Annotated in this window: 19 protein-coding genes; 8 read left to right on the forward strand and 11 right to left on the reverse strand. The window is 67.1% G+C overall.

All coding sequences use genetic code 11. The features are described from left to right. Positions 1–58: 58 nt before the first annotated feature. From ACO6VK_RS17715 to folB, 3 genes are all read right to left on the reverse strand, one after another. Positions 59–2,233 carry a glycoside hydrolase family 3 N-terminal domain-containing protein gene (locus tag ACO6VK_RS17715; RefSeq protein WP_422509422.1) on the reverse strand — a complete coding sequence of 725 codons (2,175 nt, stop codon included), beginning with the start codon at positions 2,231–2,233 and terminating at the stop codon, positions 59–61. A gap of 136 nt (positions 2,234–2,369) precedes the next feature. Further along, positions 2,370–3,644: a mechanosensitive ion channel family protein gene (locus ACO6VK_RS17720; protein WP_422509424.1), complete on the reverse strand. Its 1,275-nt coding sequence runs from the start codon at positions 3,642–3,644 to the stop codon at positions 2,370–2,372. Positions 3,645–3,841: 197 nt separating this feature from the next. Next, positions 3,842–4,204, reverse strand: coding sequence for a dihydroneopterin aldolase (gene folB, locus ACO6VK_RS17725; RefSeq protein ID WP_422509426.1), 363 nt, complete (start codon positions 4,202–4,204; stop codon positions 3,842–3,844). Positions 4,205–4,611: 407 nt separating this feature from the next. On the opposite strand from folB, the gene ACO6VK_RS17730 reads away from it, so the two are divergent. Continuing rightward, positions 4,612–5,214, forward strand: a complete 603-nt coding sequence (locus ACO6VK_RS17730) for a hypothetical protein (RefSeq protein WP_422509428.1) — start codon at positions 4,612–4,614, stop codon at positions 5,212–5,214. A gap of 18 nt (positions 5,215–5,232) precedes the next feature. On the opposite strand, the gene tsaD is transcribed toward ACO6VK_RS17730, so the two are convergent. Beyond that, a complete protein-coding gene (gene tsaD, locus ACO6VK_RS17735; RefSeq protein WP_422509430.1) occupies positions 5,233–6,258 on the reverse strand; it encodes a tRNA (adenosine(37)-N6)-threonylcarbamoyltransferase complex transferase subunit TsaD in 1,026 nt (341 codons plus the stop codon). A gap of 166 nt (positions 6,259–6,424) precedes the next feature. Between tsaD and rpsU the strand changes: the two genes are divergently transcribed. The 6 genes from rpsU (at position 6,425) to ACO6VK_RS17765 (ending at position 11,671) form a co-directional block, all read left to right on the forward strand. Next, entirely contained in the window at positions 6,425–6,640 is a 216-nt protein-coding gene (rpsU, locus tag ACO6VK_RS17740) for a 30S ribosomal protein S21 (protein ID WP_002808376.1), read from the forward strand. 135 nt (positions 6,641–6,775) lie between these two features. Next, positions 6,776–7,222, forward strand: coding sequence for a GatB/YqeY domain-containing protein (locus ACO6VK_RS17745; RefSeq protein WP_411849655.1), 447 nt, complete (start codon positions 6,776–6,778; stop codon positions 7,220–7,222). A gap of 111 nt (positions 7,223–7,333) precedes the next feature. Next, on the forward strand, positions 7,334–8,284 hold the full coding sequence (locus ACO6VK_RS17750) for a YihY/virulence factor BrkB family protein (RefSeq protein WP_422509464.1): 951 nt from the start codon (positions 7,334–7,336) through the stop codon (positions 8,282–8,284). Positions 8,285–8,350: 66 nt separating this feature from the next. Further along, on the forward strand, positions 8,351–10,081 hold the full coding sequence (gene dnaG / locus ACO6VK_RS17755) for a DNA primase (protein WP_422509466.1): 1,731 nt from the start codon (positions 8,351–8,353) through the stop codon (positions 10,079–10,081). A gap of 47 nt (positions 10,082–10,128) precedes the next feature. Further along, positions 10,129–10,626, forward strand: coding sequence for a beta-lactamase hydrolase domain-containing protein (locus ACO6VK_RS17760; RefSeq protein WP_422509514.1), 498 nt, complete (start codon positions 10,129–10,131; stop codon positions 10,624–10,626). A gap of 52 nt (positions 10,627–10,678) precedes the next feature. Further along, entirely contained in the window at positions 10,679–11,671 is a 993-nt protein-coding gene (locus ACO6VK_RS17765) for a bile acid:sodium symporter family protein (RefSeq protein WP_422509468.1), read from the forward strand. A 66-nt stretch (positions 11,672–11,737) separates the two neighbouring features. Here ACO6VK_RS17765 and ACO6VK_RS17770 read toward each other — a convergent pair whose 3' ends face one another. From ACO6VK_RS17770 to ACO6VK_RS17795, 6 genes are all read right to left on the reverse strand, one after another. Beyond that, on the reverse strand, positions 11,738–12,472 hold the full coding sequence (locus ACO6VK_RS17770; protein ID WP_422509470.1) for a hypothetical protein: 735 nt from the start codon (positions 12,470–12,472) through the stop codon (positions 11,738–11,740). A 246-nt stretch (positions 12,473–12,718) separates the two neighbouring features. Then, positions 12,719–13,540: a calcium-binding protein gene (locus ACO6VK_RS17775; RefSeq protein ID WP_422509472.1), complete on the reverse strand. Its 822-nt coding sequence runs from the start codon at positions 13,538–13,540 to the stop codon at positions 12,719–12,721. A 71-nt stretch (positions 13,541–13,611) separates the two neighbouring features. Then, positions 13,612–14,505: a heme o synthase gene (cyoE, locus tag ACO6VK_RS17780; protein WP_422509474.1), complete on the reverse strand. Its 894-nt coding sequence runs from the start codon at positions 14,503–14,505 to the stop codon at positions 13,612–13,614. A gap of 4 nt (positions 14,506–14,509) precedes the next feature. Next, positions 14,510–15,715, reverse strand: coding sequence for a COX15/CtaA family protein (locus tag ACO6VK_RS17785; RefSeq protein WP_422509476.1), 1,206 nt, complete (start codon positions 15,713–15,715; stop codon positions 14,510–14,512). Between the two features lie 10 nt (positions 15,716–15,725). Beyond that, the gene (locus ACO6VK_RS17790; RefSeq protein ID WP_411849648.1) at positions 15,726–16,301 is read right to left on the reverse strand and encodes a hypothetical protein; all 576 of its coding nucleotides are present in this window, start codon (positions 16,299–16,301) and stop codon (positions 15,726–15,728) included. Positions 16,302–16,352: 51 nt separating this feature from the next. After that, a complete protein-coding gene (locus ACO6VK_RS17795) occupies positions 16,353–17,087 on the reverse strand; it encodes an SURF1 family protein (RefSeq protein ID WP_422509478.1) in 735 nt (244 codons plus the stop codon). Positions 17,088–17,144: 57 nt separating this feature from the next. On the opposite strand from ACO6VK_RS17795, the gene ACO6VK_RS17800 reads away from it, so the two are divergent. Then, on the forward strand, positions 17,145–17,363 hold the full coding sequence (locus ACO6VK_RS17800) for a twin transmembrane helix small protein (RefSeq protein ID WP_017356562.1): 219 nt from the start codon (positions 17,145–17,147) through the stop codon (positions 17,361–17,363). Positions 17,364–17,402: 39 nt separating this feature from the next. Here ACO6VK_RS17800 and ACO6VK_RS17805 read toward each other — a convergent pair whose 3' ends face one another. Further along, a complete protein-coding gene (locus tag ACO6VK_RS17805; protein WP_017356561.1) occupies positions 17,403–18,278 on the reverse strand; it encodes a cytochrome c oxidase subunit 3 in 876 nt (291 codons plus the stop codon). Positions 18,279–18,290: the final 12 nt, after the last annotated feature.

Here is an 18,290-nt window from a genome sequence, read left to right on the forward strand (position 1 = left end):
TTGTTCCCTCTGTAGGGGGCGGGGGGGTTGTTTTTTGTTCGGTTCTCGCCACACCCGATCACCCCGCGAGCAGCGTGAAGATGACCGGCTCGCCGCTGGCCGAGGAGGCGCACACCCACAGGTCGAACTGGCCCGGTTCGGCACCGAATACGCCGTCGCGGCCGGTGAACCCGAGCGCATGGCGGTCCAGCGTGAACTGCACCTGCGTGCTCTGCCCTGGCTGCAGGGCCACCTTGCGGAAGTCCTTCAGTTCGCGCACCGGCCGCACGCGGCTGGCCACACGGTCGTGGATGTACAGCTGCACCACTTCCTCGCCGGCCACCGCACCGGTGTTGGTCAGCGTGGTGGTGATGGTCAGCGTGTCGTCCCAACCCAGCGTGTCGCTGCTCAGCTGCGGCACGCCGTAGTCGAAGGTGGTGTAGCCCAGGCCGTGGCCGAACGGGTACAGCGCCGCGTTGGGGATCTCGCGCCAGCGTGCCTTGAACTCCGACATGGTCGGCAGTTCCGGGCGGCCGGTGCGCGGGTGGTTGTAGAAGAACGGCTGCTGGCCGGACACCTGCGGGAAGCTCACCGGCAGGCGGCCGGACGGGTTGTAGTCGCCGAACAGCACGTCGGCCACGGCCGGCCCGGTCTGGGTGCCCAGGTACCAGGTCACCGCCACCGCCTGCGCGTTGCGCACCGCACCCTGCAGCGCCAGCGCACGGCCGTTGCGCAGCAGCACCACCAGCGGCTTGCCGGTCATCGCTACGGCTTCGGCCAGCGCCTGCTGCGCGGCCGGCAGGGTGATCTCCACCCGCGACTGCGCTTCGCCGCTGTAGCGCTGCGGTTCGCCCAGCGCCAGCACCACCACATCGGCGCGCAGCGCAGCGGCCACGGCCTGCTCGATGCCGTCCTGCACAGGCGCTTCCAGCGCGCAGCCCGGGACGATTTCCAGCAGGGCTTCATCGCTGATCGCCGCGCGTACGCCGGCTTCCAGGGTGACATAGCGCGACTTGTCGCCGAACAGCGTCCAGCAGCCTTCGATGTTGTCGCGGTCCTGCACGAACGGGCCGATCAGCGCGATCTTCTGCCCGGTCTTCTGCAGCGGCAGCACGCCGTCGTCATTCTTCAGCAGCACGATCGAACGGCGCGCGGCATCGCGCGACAGCGCGTCGTGCGCGGCGATGTGGGCGGTATCGGCTTCACGCGCCAGATCCAGCGAACGGTACGGATCGTCGAACAGGCCGATCGCTTCCTTCAGCTTGAGGATGCGGCGCACCGATTCATCCAGCGTGGCCATCGGCACCTCGCCACTGGCGATCAGGCCCGGCAGGTGTTCGGCGTAGAAGCCGCTCTGCATGCTCAGGTCCAGCCCGGCGGTGAACGCCTTGGCGGTGGCATCGCGGTCGTCGGCGGCATAGCCGTGGGCGACCAGTTCCATGTCGGCGGTGTAATCGGAGATCACCACGCCCGGGAACTGCCATTCGCCGCGCAGGATGTCGGTCAGCAGCTCGGCATTGGCGCTGGCGGGCACGCCGTTGATGTCGTTGAAGGACGACATCACGGTGAGCGCGCCGGCCTCGAAGGCCGCCTTGAACGGCGGCAGGTGGACATCGCGCAGGGTCTGCGGGGAGATGTCGACCATGTTGTATTCCATGCCGGCCATCACCGCGCCATAGGCGGCGAAGTGCTTCGGCGTGGCCAGCAGCGCATCGGCCGCACGCAGGTCCGGGCCCTGGAAGCCGCGCACGCGGGCGGCGGCGAACGCACAGCCCAGCACCACGTCTTCACCGGCGCCCTCGGCACCACGGCCCCAGCGCTGGTCGCGGGCAATGTCCACCGCCGGCGCATAGGTCCAGTGCAGGCCGGCGGCAGTGGCTTCCACCGCCGTGGCGCGCGCGGTGCGCTCGGCCAGGTCCGGCTCGAAGCTGGCGGCCTCGCCCAGCGGGATCGGGAACACGGTGCGCATGCCGTGGATGACATCGGCCGCCAGAATCACCGGGATGCCCAGGCGGCTCTCTTCCAGCGCCACCTGCTGGATGCGGCGACCCGCTTCCACGCCCACGCCGTTGAACAGCGACCCCACCTTGCCTTCGCGGACCTGTTGCAGCACCTGGTCGGCATTGCTGACGTTCGCTTCCGGATTCACATCCGGCGCGAACGGCCGGACCATGTCCGCGAACACACCCAGCTGGCCGACTTTTTCTTCGACGGTCATCTGGGCAATGAGGGTTTCGATGCGATCGGCGGCCACCGGCTGTCCTTATGAAAACGTTTACAAGGCCGGGATTCTAGCGTTCCCGAGCCCGTTGTGAATGATTTTGGCGTTCATTTTTCTTCCCCGGGGGGAAATCCCGGCGCCGCAGAGGCGCCACCGGGGGCAGAGGAGCTTACTCCGCGAAGGCGCGCTGCTGCTGCGCGGCCATCAACATGGCATCGCTGGACGCTTGGAATACCCGCAGGCCAAAGGCCGGCAGGATCGCCAGGAGGTGATCGAACACATCCGACTGCACGCCTTCGTAGTCGGCCCAGGCCGTGCTCCGGGTGAAGCAGTAGATCTCCAGCGGCAGGCCTTCCGTGGTGGGCTGCAGTTGCCGTACCAGCAATGTCATGTCCGTATGGATGCCCGGATGCCGGCGCAGGTAGCGCTCGACATACGCGCGGAAGGTGCCCAGGTTGGTGACCCGGCGCGCGTTGATCGCGTCCATGCCCTTGGCGCGCAGGTCGGCGTTCCACTGCTCCAGCTCGGCCTGCTTGTCGCGCAGGTACTCGCGCAGGACCGCGAACTGCTCCAGCCGGGCCAGCGCCGTCGCATCCAGGAAGTCCACGCTGTGCTGGTCCAGGTACAGCGCGCGCTTGATCCGGCGCCCACCGGCCTCCTGCATGCCGCGCCAGTTCTTGAACGACTCGGTGACCAGCTTCTTGGTCGGGATGGTGGTGATGGTCTTGTCGAAGTTCTGCACGGTGATGGTGTGCAGGGCGATGTCGATCACATCACCATCGGCGTTCTGGCTGGGCATCTCGATCCAGTCGCCCAGCCGCACCCGGCCATCGCCGCTGATCTGCACGCTGGCCACCAGCGACAGGATGGTGTCCTGGAAGATCAGCATCAACACGGCGGTGGCCGCGCCCAGGCCGGTGACCAGCGGGCCGATTTTCACGCCCAGCAGGGTAGCCACGATCGACAGGCCGGCAATCACGAACACCACGATCTTCACGACCTGCAGGTAGCCCTTGATCGGCTTGTTGCGCGCATCCGGGCGGCGCTCGTACAGATCGTTGGCCGCATCCAGTGCGTGCGAGACGGCCAGCGCCACGGTCAACACCGCCCAGGCCCGGCAGGCCCCCACCACGAACGCCACCAGTTGGGCCGGCAGATCCGGTACCACCTGCACGCCGGCCGCGATGACCATGCTGGGCACCACGTTGGCCAGCCGCGAGATCACCCGCAGGTTGTTGCCGCCTTCATTGCCCGCCGCATTGCCGGGCAGCCGGCTGACCAGCTTGCGCAGGCCGCGCAGCAGGATCCGCTTGGTGACGAAGTTGGCCAGCCAGGCGGCCAGCGCCAACGCGGCCACCACCAGCAGGGTGTAGGCCCAGGGCCAGGGTTCGAGGGTGCGCTGCAGGTCCTGCAGCCATTGGGGTGCGACTACCGCATCTAGCATGGTCGGGGGGTCTCCAACTGCGTGGGTTGCCGGGCAGAGCCCGGCACTACGGGGGCTGGTTGCCGGGCAGAGCCCGGCACTACGGGGGCTGGTTGGCGAGCAAAACCCCGCACCCCAGGGGATGGGGGGGCGCCCGGCGTTACGGGTGCTGATTGCCGGGCAGAGCCCGGCACTACGGGCGGCGGGGGCGCCCGGCATTACGGGTGCGGGGCGGCGGAGCGCTCGATGATCACGCCGACGGCGCGGGCGCCGCGTACCGCGCCGGGCTTGCTGAGCTTCAGCCGCAGCCACTGCACGTTGAATTCGCGCAGTACGATCTCGGCGATGCGCTCGGCCAGTGTCTCGACCAGGCCGAAGTCGGATTCGCGCACGAACTGCTCGATGCGCTTGCTGACCGCTTTGTAATTGAGGGTATCGGCAATGTCGTCGCTGGCCGCCGGGCGCCGGTTGTCGAAGCCCATTTCCAGGTCGAAACGCAGGGTCTGGCGGATCCGCCGTTCCCAGTCGTAGATCCCGATCAGGGCGTCGATCTCGAGCCCTTCGATGAATACCTTGTCCATAGGAATGCCACGTGGAAGATGGCCAACATGGTAACGGGCCGCTCCGGAACGTGCCGGGAACCAGGAAAGACAAAGGGCCCCTCTCGGGGCCCTTTGCTTACCACCACAGTCCCCGGGGGGTTTGGGTTGCCCCAAATGCTGGTCCCGGTGGCACACGTGGCTACCGTAGCGAAACCTCCCGTCCCGAACAATCGGTGATCGTCGAAAGTGGGATCGAGGCCGCAATGACCGCTGCACCAATAGGAAGGGCCAGTTGGAAGCTCGCGGTCCATCGTTCCATTGAACGACTACACCGTCTTTTTCTGATCCCACCGCATCGCCTGCTGCATCTACCTTTGGCGTAGTCGTCCCCGGACCCGCATGTGCGCGATTCCCAGCTCATCCACCGCTCCTTCTCGGCCGCACGCATGGGCACGTTCGAACGTGCCGCTTCGGCCGCTCCGGTGCACCCGTTCGCGCTCTACCTCTGGAACATGCGGGTCAGTGCCGCACTGTTGCTGCCGCTGCATGTCTGCGAGGTGGTCCTGCGCAACGCCATTGCCGATGCACTCGCGCTGCAGCACGGTCCGCATTGGCCGTGGCGCCCAGGTCTGCGGGCGAGCCTTCCCGGCGGCGCTTCCGGCTACAACGCGCGTGAAGAGCTCTCTCGCGCCGCTGCCGGGTGCTCCTCGACGCCGTCGGTCGTGTCCACCCTGCGATTCGCCTTCTGGCAGAACATGTTCACGCAGCGGTTCGACCGCAGCCTGTGGCGTCCCACCCTGCACCGCGTCATGCCGGGCACGGCCGCGTTGGGAGCAGTGCACATCGCACGCGCCGCACTGCATGCCGACGTGCAGCGCGTGAGACTGCTGCGCAACCGGATCGCCCACCATGAGCCGGTCTTCATGCGGGATCTGGGCGAGGACCTGGCGACAATGGGAAGAATTGTTCGACTGCGATGCGCACAGGTCGACCAGTGGATGCAACGCCAGGAGACCGTGACACAGCTCCTGCATCAACGGCCGATCTGATGCGGCCGCTGAGGCCTCCTACACCGCAGGCAGCGTGGCCATGTCCCAACGCGGGGTGACCTGCACCTGCGGGGGGTTGTGCTGCCCCGCTTCCAGCCGCAGCGCGCCGGCGAAGGCGATCATCGCGCCGTTGTCGGTGCACAGCGCCGGGCGCGGGAAGCAGACGCGGCCGCCACGGCGGCGGGCCATCTCGTCCAGGCGGGCGCGCAGGCGCCGGTTGGCACCCACGCCACCGGCTACCACCAGCACATCGCAGCCGGCGGCATCGAGCGCGCGGTCGCACTTGATCGCCAGGGTTTCCACCACGGCATCTTCAAAGCCGCGGGCGATATCGGCGCGGGTCTGCTCACTCTGGTCGCTGTCGCGCCAGGCCAGCAAAACCTGGGTCTTCAAGCCGGAGAAGCTGAAATCCAGCCCGGGGCGATCGGTCATCGGCCGGGTGAAGCGGTATTTGCCGGGGGTGCCGCGCTCGGCCAGCGCAGCCAGCTGCGGGCCCCCCGGATACGGCAGGCCCATCAGCTTGGCGGTCTTGTCGAAGGCCTCGCCGGCCGCGTCGTCCAGGGTCTCGCCCAGCAGGCGGTACTGGCCGATCCGGTCCACGGCCACCAGCTGGGTATGGCCACCGGACACCAGCAGCGCCACGAACGGGGCCTCCGGCGGGTCGTCTTCCATCAGCGGGGCCAGCAGATGGCCCTCCATATGGTGGACACCCACCGCCGGCACCTCCAGCGCCCAAGCCAGCGAACGGGCGACACCGGCGCCCACCAGCAGCGCGCCAACCAGCCCCGGGCCGGCGGTGTAGGCCACACCGTCGATGTCCGAGACCTGCATGCCGGCCTCGGCCAGGGTCTGGCGGATCAGCGGCAGCAGCTTGCGCACGTGGTCGCGGCTGGCCAGTTCGGGCACCACCCCACCGTATTCAGCGTGGAGGGCGATCTGGCTGTAGACCGCATGGGCGCGCAGGGCGTCGACACCGGACAAGGCAGTGTCATACACCGCCACGCCGGTCTCATCGCAGGAAGATTCGATACCAAGGACTCGCATAACGCGTATTATGGACCTCTTGAGGCCCGGCAGATGCACCGCCAGCCCATCTGACACCACCCGTGGCCAAGAAGTTTGCCGGGGTGGGTTGCAACTTCTTTTGTCGCCGCTATAATGTGCGGCTCTCACCGGGCGTGACCCGGTTCTACTGTGTCCCGGAGATTCCATGCCCAGCGTTAAAGTCCGCGAGAACGAGCCCTTCGAGTTTGCGCTCCGTCGCTTCAAGCGCACCTGCGAAAAGGCCGGCGTGCTGGCCGAAACCCGCAAGCGCGAGTTCTACGAAAAGCCGACCCAGGAGCGTAAGCGCAAGGCTGCTGCTGCTGTTAAGCGTCAGCTGCGCCGCTCGTCGCGCGACGTCACCAAGCGTCAGCGCCTGTACTGATCGGACGCAACTTCGATGCGGCAGGCTTGTCCTGTCGCGGCGGAGCCGAAGCCGGAACGCGCAAGCGTTACCGGCTTTTTGCGTTCCCGTCCTGAACTATCGATTGCCCCCTCTTCCACCGATACGAGGTGTTCCATGAGCCTGAAGCAGCAGCTCACCGATGACATGAAGGCCGCCATGAAGAGCGGCGAGAAGCACCGCCTGGGCGTGATCCGCCTGATCAACGCGGCGATCAAGCAGAAGGAAGTGGACGAGCGCATCGAGCTGGACGACACCGCCGTTGTTGCCGTGCTGGACAAGATGGTCAAGCAGCGCAAGGACTCGGTCACCCAGTTCGAAGCGGCCAACCGCGAAGACCTGGCGCAGATCGAGCGCGACGAACTGGTGGTCATCGACCAGTACCTGCCCGCCAAGATGGGCGAAGCCGAGATCGTGGCCGCCATCCAGGCCGCCATCGCCGAAACCGGCGCCACCGGCGCGGCCGACATGGGCAAGCTGATGGGCGCACTGAAGCCCAAGCTGGCGGGCCAGGCCGACATGGGCCTGGTGTCCAAGCTGGTCAAGGCGCAGTTGGCAGGCTGAGTTCCCACAGGTAAGGCCCCTCCCTGGGATGGGCCCTACCCGTTGCGCGCGCGGCGGACCACGCCGCGCGTTTCACCCGGTCTTCGAACCGGGGCTGTTAGAAATCCAGGCATGTCTTCGCTGCCACCTTCCCCTGCGCCCGAGCCGGCGCACGACCCTTCCCGCATTCCGCCTCGCCTGCGCAAGTACGTGGACCGGCTCGAACGCAGCTTCCCGGTTGCCGTGGGCAAGCGCTTCGTCGAGGTGGACGTACTGACCCAGGCCGCCTCGGTGTCCTTCTACGCGCTGCTGTCGATGGCACCGCTGCTGGTCCTGCTGCTGTGGCTGACCGCCTCGCTGTATCCGCCGGCACAGCAGGCGCTGATCGCGCAGATCAACGATGTGGCCGGCAGCAGTGCCGCCACCGTGGCCGATACCGTGCTCAAGAACGCCGACAACCAGCCCGATGTGGGCTCGCTGGCCGGGGTGTGGAGCACACTGCTGTTGTTCATCGGTGCCACGGCGGTGTTCGCGCAGCTGCAGAACGCCCTCAACCTGATCTTCAACACCAGCGGCGAGCGCCTGGACGGCATCGTGGCGTGGCTGCGCAAGCGCGTGTTCTCCTTTGGCGTGGTACTGGCGCTGGGCTTCCTGCTGATCCTGTCGATGACCGCCACCACGATGCTGCAGGTGGCCTTCGCGCAGCTGCCCTCGGTGCTGCCGGCCGTGGGCTACCTGACCAGCCTGGCCCTGTACACGGTGGGCTTCGCGTTTCTCTACCACTACCTGCCGGACCGCCGCGTGGCGTGGCGCCAGGCCTTCATCGGCGGCGCGATCACCTCGGCACTGTTCGCGCTGGGCCGCTATGCCATCGGCCTGTACATCGCCACCGTCGCCCCGGGCAGTGCCTATGGCTCGATGGGTGCCCTGGTGATCTCGCTGGTGTGGATCTACTACGCCACGGTGGTGTTCTTCGTGGGCGCCCTGATGACCGCCGTGGTCGATGAGCGGCTGCGCGCCCGTTTTCATCTGGCGCAGGCCGGCATCGCCACGCCCAAACCGGGCGAAGTGGCCGGCAGCTAGTAGACTAGTCCGGTCCCCCGCTGCCCTGCGTGGCCGTTCTCCGGCCGCGCCACCTGCCTGCTGCCCATGGCCCGTATCCCCGACGCATTCATCGATGACCTGCTGGCCCGCTCCGACATCGTCGAGGTGGTGGGCAGCCGCGTGCCGTTGAAGCGCCAGGGCAAGGAGTACGCGGCGCGTTGCCCGTTCCACGACGAGCGCTCGGCCTCGTTCACGGTCTCCCCGACCAAGCAGTTCTATCACTGCTTCGGCTGCGGCGCGCATGGCACCGCGATCAGCTTCCTGATGAACTACGACCGCCTGGAATTCCTCGACGCGGTCGATGAACTGGCCAAGCGCGTCGGCATGGAAGTACCGCGCGATACGCAGCCGCGCACGGCGCAGCAGCAGGATGACAGCCGCGATCTGTACTCGGCGCTGGATGCGGCCACGCGCTTCTTCCAGAAGTCGCTGGAGGGCAGCGACAAGGCCCGTGCCTACCTGGACCAGCGCGGCGTGGACGAAGAGAACCGCACCCGCTTTGCGATCGGCTATGCGCCCGACGGCTACAGCGCGCTGAAGGATGCGCTGGGCAAGGACGAGCGGCGCATGAAGCTGCTCGACCGCGCCGGCCTGTTTTCCAAGAACGACCGCGGGCACGTCTACGACAAGTTCCGCGATCGGGTGATGTTCCCGATCTTCGATCGCCGTGGCCGCGTGATCGCCTATGGCGGGCGGGTCATGGAAAAGGACGATGGCCCCAAGTACCTCAACTCGCCCGAGACGGCGCTGTTCCACAAGGGCCGCGAGCTGTATGGCCTGTGGCAGGTGCGCCAGGCCAACCAGAAGATCGAGCGGCTGATCGTGGTGGAGGGCTACATGGACGTGGTCTCGCTGTTCCAGTTCGGGGTCACCCAGGCGGTGGCCACGCTGGGCACGGCCACCACGCCGGACCATGCCGAGCTGCTGTTCCGCAACGCGCCGGACGTGTTCTTCTGCTTCGATGGCGATGCCGCCGGCCGCCGCGCCGGCTGGCGTGCGCTGGAATCGGTGCTGCCGCGCATGAAGGATGGCCGCCAGGCCTTCTTCCTGTTCCTGCCCGATGGCGAGGACCCGGACACCATCGTGCGCAAGGAAGGCCGCGAGGGCTTCGATGCCCGCCTGCAGCAGGCCACGCCGCTGTCGCAGTTCTTCTTCGACGAGCTCACCCGCGAGGTCAACATGGCCACGCTGGACGGCAAGGCGCGGCTGGCCGAGCGTGCCAAGCCGATGCTGGCGCAGATTCCCGACGGCGCCTTCGGCGACCTGATGAAGCAGCAGCTGACCACACTGACCGGACTCGGTGCCAAACCGGGTGCGGCCACGCCGGTCGCGCGCCCGCCATCGCGCGCGGTTGCCCCGGCGCAGCGGCGCAGCCTGGTGCGCGCGGCCATCGCGATCCTCCTGCAGCAGCCGTCGCTGGCGATGACCCTGGAGGGGCATCACTTCAACGGCCTGCGCCTGCCCGGCGTGGAACTGCTGCTGGAACTGCTGACCCTGGTCGAACAGCGCCCGGACATCAGCACCGGCGCCCTCCTGCAGCACTTCGACGGCCGCGAGGAACAGGAGGCGCTGCACAAGCTGGCCGCGCAGACATTGCCCGGCGACGAGGCGATGTGGACCCAGGAACTGCACGATGCGGTGGCCCAGCTGGAAAAACAGCTGTTGATGCAACGTCTGGATGAGCTTCAGGCAAAGCAGAGCCAGCAGGGTCTGGACGATACTGACAAGTACGAGCTGCGCGAACTGCTCAAGGCGCGCAGCACCATCCGCTTCTGACCGACGGAGCAGCCGTGGCATCCCACATCGCGCGTCCCACCGCATCGATCGTCCGCCGGCTCCGCACCGGCCTCATCGCCGCGCTGCTTGCGCTGGCCCTGCCCGCCTGGTCCGCGTCGCTGCCGTTCGCGCAGCCACGGCCGCAGCTCTATACCGCCGGCCAGCCCAGCGCTGCCGAGCTGCAGCAGGCCGCCGCGGCGGGGGTCACCACGCTGATCGACCTGCGCCAACCCGACGAAGATCGTGGCTTCGATGAGACCGCCGCTGCCGAACGCCTGGGCCTGCGCTATGTCCGCATCCCGGTCGCCGGTGCCGCCGGTCTCACCCCGGCCAATGCGCAGGCACTGCGCACCGCCCTCGCACAGAGCCAGGGCCCGGTCCTGCTCCACTGCGCCTCCGGCAACCGCGTCGGTGCGCTGCTGGCGCTGATGCAGGCGCAGCAGGGCGCGTCCGTCGAAGACGCGCTGCAGTTCGGCCGCGATGCCGGCATGACCTCGCTGGACGCCAGGACCCGCGTCCTGCTCGAACAGGACGCCGCGCGTTGATCCAGCGCGTGTGCCCGCCTCCCCTTCCCCCCACGACAGGAGCATGCCGCGCATGACGCCCTGGTGGTCGCGCCTGCGACCGGACAACTTCACCCTCGCCCTGCTCTGCACCGTGCTGCTGGCTTCGCTGCTGCCCATGCACGGTGCGGCGGCAATGGTGCTCGACGATGTCACCGACGTCGCCATCGCCGCACTGTTCTTCCTGCACGGCGCGCGCCTGCCGCGCGAGTCTATCGTCGCCGGCATGCTGCACTGGCGCCTGCACCTGACCATCCTGGGCTGCACGTTCGTGCTGTTCCCGCTGCTGGGGCTGCTGTTCAAACCGCTGGATGGCTGGCTGCTCACCCCGGAGCTGTACATCGGCGTGCTGTTCCTGTGCGCGCTGCCCTCGACCGTGCAGTCGTCGATTGCCTTCACCTCGATGGCGCGCGGCAACGTGCCGGCGGCCGTGTGCAGTGCCTCGCTGTCGAGCATTCTCGGCGTGTTCCTGACCCCGCTGCTGCTGGCGGTGCTGGCCGGCACCGAGGGCGGCATGCAGAACCCCGTGCACGCCATCGTCAGCATCATGCTGCAGCTGCTGGTGCCCTTCGTGGCCGGCCACCTGCTGCGGCCGTGGATTGCCCGCTGGGTGGAGCGGCAGCGCGCGCTGCTGCGCTACACCGACCAGGGCACCATCCTGCTGGTGGTGTACTCGGCCTTCGGTGAAGCGGTCAGCGAAGGGCTGTGGAGCAAGACGCCGCTGCTGTCCCTGCTCACGGTGGCGATCGTGGCCGCCGTCCTGCTCGGCATCGCCATGCCCACCATCCGCTTCATTGCACGGCGGCTGGGCTTCAACCGCGAAGACGAGATCACCATCCTGTTCTGCGGCTCCAAGAAAAGCCTGGCCACCGGCGTGCCGATCGCCAAGGTCCTGTTCGCCGGCGGCAGCCTCGGCGCGATCGTGCTGCCGATCATGATCTACCACCAGATCCAGCTGATCGTCTGCGCGATGATCGCGCAGCGGTATGCGCGGGATCCAGTAGTGAAACCCGCACCGCTGGAGTGACGCGGCAACACGGATATGTGGCGATGCGTTGGCAGGGTCGCTTCCCAAACGACCCTCGCCGCTGCTTCAGTCCCTCACGGCCGCTGCGATCTGCTGCAACACGAGGGCTTTGCGCTCCACGTCTCCGTCGCCCGTGGCAATCAATGTGTAGACCTTGTCTTCCCCAGCCCAGACCAGCGTTGCTCGGCTGCGCCCTTGGCCATCAACCGTCATCTCGATCTGCCCCGGGTTGCCGTTGATAGCGGTGTTCTGTGCCTCAACGAAGGCCTCGATCACACCTCCAGGGACGCGGAAATTCTCTTCATTGAACTCCACGATTCCGACGTCATTGACCCGATAGAAACGGGACAGTCCGGAGGATTTCAGCCCTTCAATGGCACCTGTAGGCGTCATGCCGATCGCTTCTGCAGCGCCCAGCGGCGTCTTCTGCAGATCGCTTGGTGGATTCGGCAGCCGCTGACGCAGGATCGCATCTGATCGCCATACCTTCGGCAGCGCCATGATGAGCGCTCGTTGGGATGGAATAGTGCCCTTTGGCACCCGCACCACGCCCGAGCGACTGCGTTGGATCTGCTCACGAAAGTGCTTCTTGACTGGCTCGGGAGCGTCCAGTTCGGCCAATGGGATCAGGCGATAGACGCCTTCTTCAAGGCTTCGTGCTGCGCCTTGTGCGTCATCCTTCTCGGCTGCCCGCATCGCGCGATCGCTCAGCCATTGGCCAACGACGTCGATCTGCTCCGGTGATGCGTCTGTTGATCCCGCCGGCAGAACGATGGCGAGCAATATGATTGCCAGGTTCATTCTCAATGTGACCAGGCTCAGTCCGAGAATCCTCGTTGGATGCACCCGCTTCTCCTCATGCGTAAGCGAGTCAACTCGCGACCTCTGTATAGGCCAGGAGTCGTGTGAGGAAATGCGACACCGGTTCTGTTTCAAGCCGTTGAATCGAGGAGTACAGGGTAGCGCGGCGTTCTCCGACAGCGACTGCGAGACGATAGCGACGCTCGGTAGGGTCGCTTCCAGCCGACCGGTACCGCGCGGCCAGCGTCAGCGGTCGGTCAACGTGCCTACGCTCAAGCTGGGCATCCACACCACGACATCGTAGGACCGATCCGGGTCGGTGCTGACAATGGGCTCGCGAGGCGGTCGATCGGCCAGCTTGAGCGCGCGGCAGGAGCTGATGCAACCCCAGAAATGGCCACGCAGTGCTTCCAGACGCACGCTGTACAGCGGCAGGTCAAGCAGGTACGCGGACATGGGACGTTGGAACTCCGTCGGCGCATCTGACGGTGGGCTTCGCATCGCGTGCACGTTCCCGGTCAGCACCAGCATCCGCGCATCGGTGGGTAGTGCGTTGAACTGTTGGCGCAGGTGCAGGGCCATCGCAGCATCGCGTTGCTCGCTGCTGCCGGCCGAACCGGTTTCCATGTCGTAGCCGGCCACACCCACATCGCGCCCCTGTATGCGCAGCGTTCGCAGGGTTTCGATCAGCGCCAGCATGTCGCGGCTGCGTCGTCCGTCGTGCTGGTCGTTCTTCACTGTCCAGAAGGGCGAGGTGCGCAGTGCCTCGCGCGCTGCGGCGTCGCCGTTGGAGCGCAGGTACCGCGCCAGCGCCGCGTTCTCGCTCATCGGCAGCTCCAACCCCAGCCGCACGGGCGCGTTGTCGCGGCTGTACCGTTCCACCAGGTCGGCCACCAGCAGCGGCGTTTCAGCGGTGCCGTGGTATTCGCCCAGCACCACCAGCCGGTGGTTGCCGGCCAGGGTCACGATCTGCGCAGCGGTCTCATCGACCCCGTCTGCCGGTGCGGCAGCGGCGGTACCGAACATCATTGAAGCCGCCATCACGGCCATCCAGAGCCATCGTTTCATGCCGTCACTTCCTGTGGAGTCATGAAAGCAGTGGCGACGCGCTGGCTGGTTTCAAGGCCGGTGCAGGAGGCTCACAGGAACGGCAGCATCCAGTGATCCACCATCAGGAAGGCGAACAGCGCCATCAGGTAGACGATGGAGTAGCCGAACATCTTCATCGAGAACAGTTCGTCCGGCGGGTTCAGCATGCGCCAGGCGTACCAGAGGAAGACGGCGTTGAGCACTACGGCCCCGCCCAGGTAGAACAGGCCGCTCATGCCCACCACCACCGGCAGGAGGCTGACGATGGCCAGCGCGATCGAGTACGCCATGATCGACTTGCGGGTGTACACCACGCCGTGGGTCACAGGCAGCATCGGAATCTCGGCCTTGGCGTAGTCTTCGCGACGGAAGATCGCCAGCGCCCAGAAATGCGGCGGGGTCCAGATGAAGATGATCAGCACCAGCAGCGACGCATAGGCCCAGTCCCACGGCCCCTGCATGCCGGTCACCGCCGCCCAGCCCAGCATCGGCGGGGTGGCGCCGGCGAGGCCGCCGATCACGATGTTCTGTGAGGTCGCACGCTTGAGGTACACGGTGTAGATCACCGCATAGCCGATCAGCGAGGCGAAGGTCAGCACCGCGGTGATGACGTTGACCCACACGATCAGGATCGTCATCGACAACGCGATCAGCAGGCCGGCGAACACCAGCACCTGCCACGGCTTGACCTTGCCGACCACCAGCGGGCGCCACGAGGTGCGCGCCATCTGCGCATCGATGTGCGCATCCAGCAGCTGGTTGATCGCAGCGGCTGCGGAGGCGGCCAGCCAGATGCCCAGGAAGCCCAGCGCGCCGTCGAGCGCCTGCTGGGCGGTGGGCAGCCCCGGAATGGCCAGGAACATGCCCACCAGGGCGGTGAACACGATCAGGGCGACGACCTTGGGTTTGGTCAGGTCCCAGTATTGGCGGTAGTTGCTCAGCATGTCGTCAGCCCACCGTGCCCGGTGCAACGGCCGTGGGCCGGCCCGCGGCATCCGGCGCGCGCAGGCGCGCCAGCAGCGTCACCAGCACGAACAGCAGCGCGACGGCGCCGCCGCTGTGTGCGACTGCCACTTCCAGCGGCACGGCCAGCTTCACGTTGAGGATGCCCAGGGTGATCTGCAGGGCAACCAGCAGGCCCAGCGCGCTCGCCCAGCCGCGCATGCTCGGCAGGCGGAACAGCCGTACCGACAGCCACAGCAGATAGAGACCCACCACGATGGCCATCAGGCGATGTGCCATCTGGATGGCGATGCGCGACGCACCGTCGAGCACGCCCCCTTCGTAATCCACGCCGATGCCACGCCAGAGGGTGAAGCCTTCGCTGAAGTTGTGCGGTGGCCACCATTGGCTCACGCAGCGCGGGAAGTTGTCCAGCGAAGCGCTGCCGCCGCCGCAGGCGAGCGCGGCGTAGTTGGCGCTGACCCAGCCGCCCAGTGCGATCTGCAGCACCAGCAGGGCCACGCCGAGGCGGATCAACCACGTCAGCTTCGGCGCCTCGGCCAGGGTGATGGGCATGTGCGTGGCGCGCCACGCCATCCACACCAGCAGCCCGAACATCAGCATGCCGCCCAACAGATGCCCCATCACCACGATGGGCTTGAGCAGCCAGGTCACCGTCCACATGCCCAGCAGTGCCTGGAAGATCACCACGGCCAGGGTCAGCAGTGCCACGCGTGCAAGATCGCTGTTGGTCCAGCGCCACGCCGCCACCAGCAGGATCACCTCGCCGATCAGCGCGATGATGCTCGCTGGAACATGCATGCCCATCATGTACAGCGGTATGCCGGTGGCCACCAGCACGCAGGCGGTCACCACCGCGGTGCTTCCCCAGCGGCGGCGACGCGTGGCCAGCAGGGCCAGGGTCAGGATCTCGATGCCCAACGCGCCCGCGAGGAAACGGTGGACCTGCTCGCGCCATGCCTTGTGGGTTTCCAGCGGACGGATCTTCGCCGCCTCGTGGCCGATGACTTCCTCGGCATGCTGCGGCCAGGTGACGCGGCCATAACAGGTCGGCCAGTCCGGACAGCTCAGGCCGGCATCGGACAGGCGCACGAACGATCCGAACATGATCGTGCTGGCCGTCATGATCAGGGCGAACCACGCCAGACGGTGGAAATTGCGATGCAGCGCCGGGCGCGCGGTGGGGTTCATCAAACGGAACTCACTTCAGTTTCAACAGCGTGGCCATGTCCTTGCGCAGACCGGCCAATGCGAATCCCGGCGCATACCGCATGATCACGAAACCGTTGGGGTCGATCACATAGACAGGCGTGCCGGCGGCGTCATCCACGGCGGGCAAGGCGGCACGCAGGTCCGGCTGGGCGCGCAGCACGCGTAGCGCGGGCAGGCCCTGGACCTCGGCCGGCGGCGTGCCCAGCCACAGGATCTCGACATTATCGGCCTTATGGCCGAACAGCTGCCACACCTTGCCCAATCCCTGCGACAAAGTGACGCACTCGGCGGCGCAGCCTTCGGCCGGTGCCACCAGGATGCGCCACGTGCGCGCCTGCGGATTCCACGGGTAGGGCTGGCCATCGGCAAGCGTGGGCGGCCGGGCCACCAGATCCACCGGCGGCGCGAGGATCTGCCCGGTGTTGCGATGGGCGGTGGGCTGCCAGCCGGAGAAACGCAGGACGCCGGCCAGCGCCATTACCCCGAAGAACAGGCCGAACAGGGCGATCAGGGTCCAGCGACCGCGATTGCGGGCGTTGAGCTGTTCCTGCGTGGTGGCATTCATGCGTCGGATTTTCTCATGGAAGGAGGAAGCGTGCCGGGCCGGCGCGCGGGACTAGGGGCCGGCCGCCCCGGCCGGACGCCGGCGGCGGCGCCATTCGAGCAGCACGGCAACCACCAGCACGGTCAGGGCCAGACCGAACCACTGCACGGCGTAGCCGAGGTGGCGGCTTGGCGGCAGGGTGTTGGGCAGCAGCTCCAGATCGCGCGCATGGCCGCCGGGCAGTGCCGGGTCCAGCCGCAGCACGCGCGCGGGGAGGCTGTTGCGCGGCAGGGACAGCGCAACCGCCACCTCGTCCGGCGGCATCCGGCTGGCCAGCCAGACGTTTGCCTGCTGCGTGGGCGACATCGCCGGGCCGAGCGCCAGGCCGGCGGCGGGCGGCGGCGCGAGGAGGCCGGCCAGCTGCACGTGGTCCCCGCGCAGCGCGACGGTGGGCACGGTGCGGTCGGGTGGCATCGGCAGCCAGCCCAGGTCGATCAGCACCAGCGCACCGGCATCGCTGCGGAACGGCTGGTAGACCTTGATGCCGGCGCGGCCCTTGCGCATCTGGTTGTCGAGCAGCAGCGCCGCGGGAAGAAAGCGCCCGGCATCGACCACCCAGCGCAGCTGTGGCGGCGCGGCGAGCGCCTCGGCAAGGGTCAGGGCCTGCGCGCGGGCGGGCGCCTGCTGGGCCAGCAGCGCCTGTTTCTCGTGCATCCGCTGCAGTTGCCAGTGGCCGAGGAAGCAGAACAGGGCGATGGTCGCCAGCGCCGCGATCCAGCCCACCAGGCGTGTGTGCTGGCGCATCATGACAACGCCGGCAAAACGCGGTCAGATAGGCCACCCCGCCCTGCCATCGAGCCGCGCATGAATGATTCGTTGAAGACCCTGCTGGTAATCGCGTTTCTGATCGTCATCGTCTGGAATCTGGGCGCGGGACTGTATTACCTGTTGGTCGATCGCGGCCAGACCAAGCGAACCGTCAACGCCCTTACGCGCCGCATCGCGGTGTCGGTGGCGTTGTTCCTGCTGGTGGTCATCGGCATCTACAGCGGCTGGATCAAGCCCCACGGCATCGGTGGCTGATGCCGCGTCGCACCGACGCGGCATCCCGTCGCTGCGACGCTACAGCACGTAGACGAACAGGAACAGCATCAGCCACACCACATCGACGAAGTGCCAGTACCACGCGGCCGCTTCGAAGCCGAAGTGGTTGTCGCGGGTGAAGTGGCCCTTCGCAGAGCGCAGCCACATCACCACCAGCATGATCGTGCCCAGCAGCACATGCGCACCGTGGAAGCCGGTGAGCATGAAGAAGGTCGAGCCGTAGATGCCCGAGCCGAGCGTCAGGTTGAGCTCCTTGTAGGCATGGATGTACTCCTCGGCCTGCAGGGTCAGGAAGAACGCGCCCAGCAGCACGGTGATGCCCAGCCACACCAGCAGCTGGCGGCGGTGACCGGCCTTGAGGGCATGGTGGGCGATGGTCAGGGTCACGCCGGAGGTCAGCAGGATCAGCGTGTTGATCAGCGGCAGGCCCCACGCCGGGATCGTCTGGAAATGACCGCCGATGCTGCCCGGGCCGTTGGTCGGCCAGGCCGCCGAGTAGCCGTCCCAGAGCAGTTCGTTGGTCATCACGCCGTCGCCCTCGCCGCCCAGCCACGGCAGGCCCAGGTTGCGGGTGTAGAACAGCGCGCCGAAGAAGGCGCCGAAGAACATCACTTCGGAGAAGATGAACCACACCATGCCCATGCGGAACGAGCCGTCGACCTGGCGGTTGTAGTTGCCCGCCTGTGATTCGCGCACCACGTCGCTGAACCACCAGAACAGGGTCAGCACCAGCATGGCCAGGCCCGCGTAGAAGGTCCACTTGCCCCAACCGGAATCGTTGAGCCAACTGGCCACACCGACCATCGTCACCATCATCGCGATGGAGCCGATGAACGGCCACTTGCTGTGCGTGGGCACGAAGTACACGTTGGCATCGGGGCTTTGCTGGGCCATGAGTCTGTGTCC

The sequence above is a fragment of the Stenotrophomonas sp. GZD-301 genome (assembly GCF_049310345.1).
GTDB lineage: Bacteria > Pseudomonadota > Gammaproteobacteria > Xanthomonadales > Xanthomonadaceae > Stenotrophomonas.

Excerpts from the sequence above, each read along its gene's own strand:
- ACO6VK_RS17720 (WP_422509424.1), bottom strand. The coding sequence starts at position 3,644 with ATGCTAGATGCGGTAGTCGCACCCCAATGGCTGCAGGACCTGCAGCGC.
- folB (WP_422509426.1), bottom strand. The coding sequence starts at position 4,204 with ATGGACAAGGTATTCATCGAAGGGCTCGAGATCGACGCCCTGATCGGG.
- ACO6VK_RS17730 (WP_422509428.1), top strand. The coding sequence starts at position 4,612 with ATGGGCACGTTCGAACGTGCCGCTTCGGCCGCTCCGGTGCACCCGTTC.
- tsaD (WP_422509430.1), bottom strand. The coding sequence starts at position 6,258 with ATGCGAGTCCTTGGTATCGAATCTTCCTGCGATGAGACCGGCGTGGCG.
- rpsU (WP_002808376.1), top strand. The coding sequence starts at position 6,425 with ATGCCCAGCGTTAAAGTCCGCGAGAACGAGCCCTTCGAGTTTGCGCTC.
- ACO6VK_RS17745 (WP_411849655.1), top strand. The coding sequence starts at position 6,776 with ATGAGCCTGAAGCAGCAGCTCACCGATGACATGAAGGCCGCCATGAAG.
- ACO6VK_RS17750 (WP_422509464.1), top strand. The coding sequence starts at position 7,334 with ATGTCTTCGCTGCCACCTTCCCCTGCGCCCGAGCCGGCGCACGACCCT.
- dnaG (WP_422509466.1), top strand. The coding sequence starts at position 8,351 with ATGGCCCGTATCCCCGACGCATTCATCGATGACCTGCTGGCCCGCTCC.
- ACO6VK_RS17765 (WP_422509468.1), top strand. The coding sequence starts at position 10,679 with ATGACGCCCTGGTGGTCGCGCCTGCGACCGGACAACTTCACCCTCGCC.
- ACO6VK_RS17770 (WP_422509470.1), bottom strand. The coding sequence starts at position 12,472 with ATGAACCTGGCAATCATATTGCTCGCCATCGTTCTGCCGGCGGGATCA.
- ACO6VK_RS17775 (WP_422509472.1), bottom strand. The coding sequence starts at position 13,540 with ATGAAACGATGGCTCTGGATGGCCGTGATGGCGGCTTCAATGATGTTC.
- cyoE (WP_422509474.1), bottom strand. The coding sequence starts at position 14,505 with ATGCTGAGCAACTACCGCCAATACTGGGACCTGACCAAACCCAAGGTC.
- ACO6VK_RS17785 (WP_422509476.1), bottom strand. The coding sequence starts at position 15,715 with ATGAACCCCACCGCGCGCCCGGCGCTGCATCGCAATTTCCACCGTCTG.
- ACO6VK_RS17790 (WP_411849648.1), bottom strand. The coding sequence starts at position 16,301 with ATGAATGCCACCACGCAGGAACAGCTCAACGCCCGCAATCGCGGTCGC.
- ACO6VK_RS17795 (WP_422509478.1), bottom strand. The coding sequence starts at position 17,087 with ATGATGCGCCAGCACACACGCCTGGTGGGCTGGATCGCGGCGCTGGCG.
- ACO6VK_RS17800 (WP_017356562.1), top strand. The coding sequence starts at position 17,145 with ATGAATGATTCGTTGAAGACCCTGCTGGTAATCGCGTTTCTGATCGTC.
- ACO6VK_RS17805 (WP_017356561.1), bottom strand. The coding sequence starts at position 18,278 with ATGGCCCAGCAAAGCCCCGATGCCAACGTGTACTTCGTGCCCACGCAC.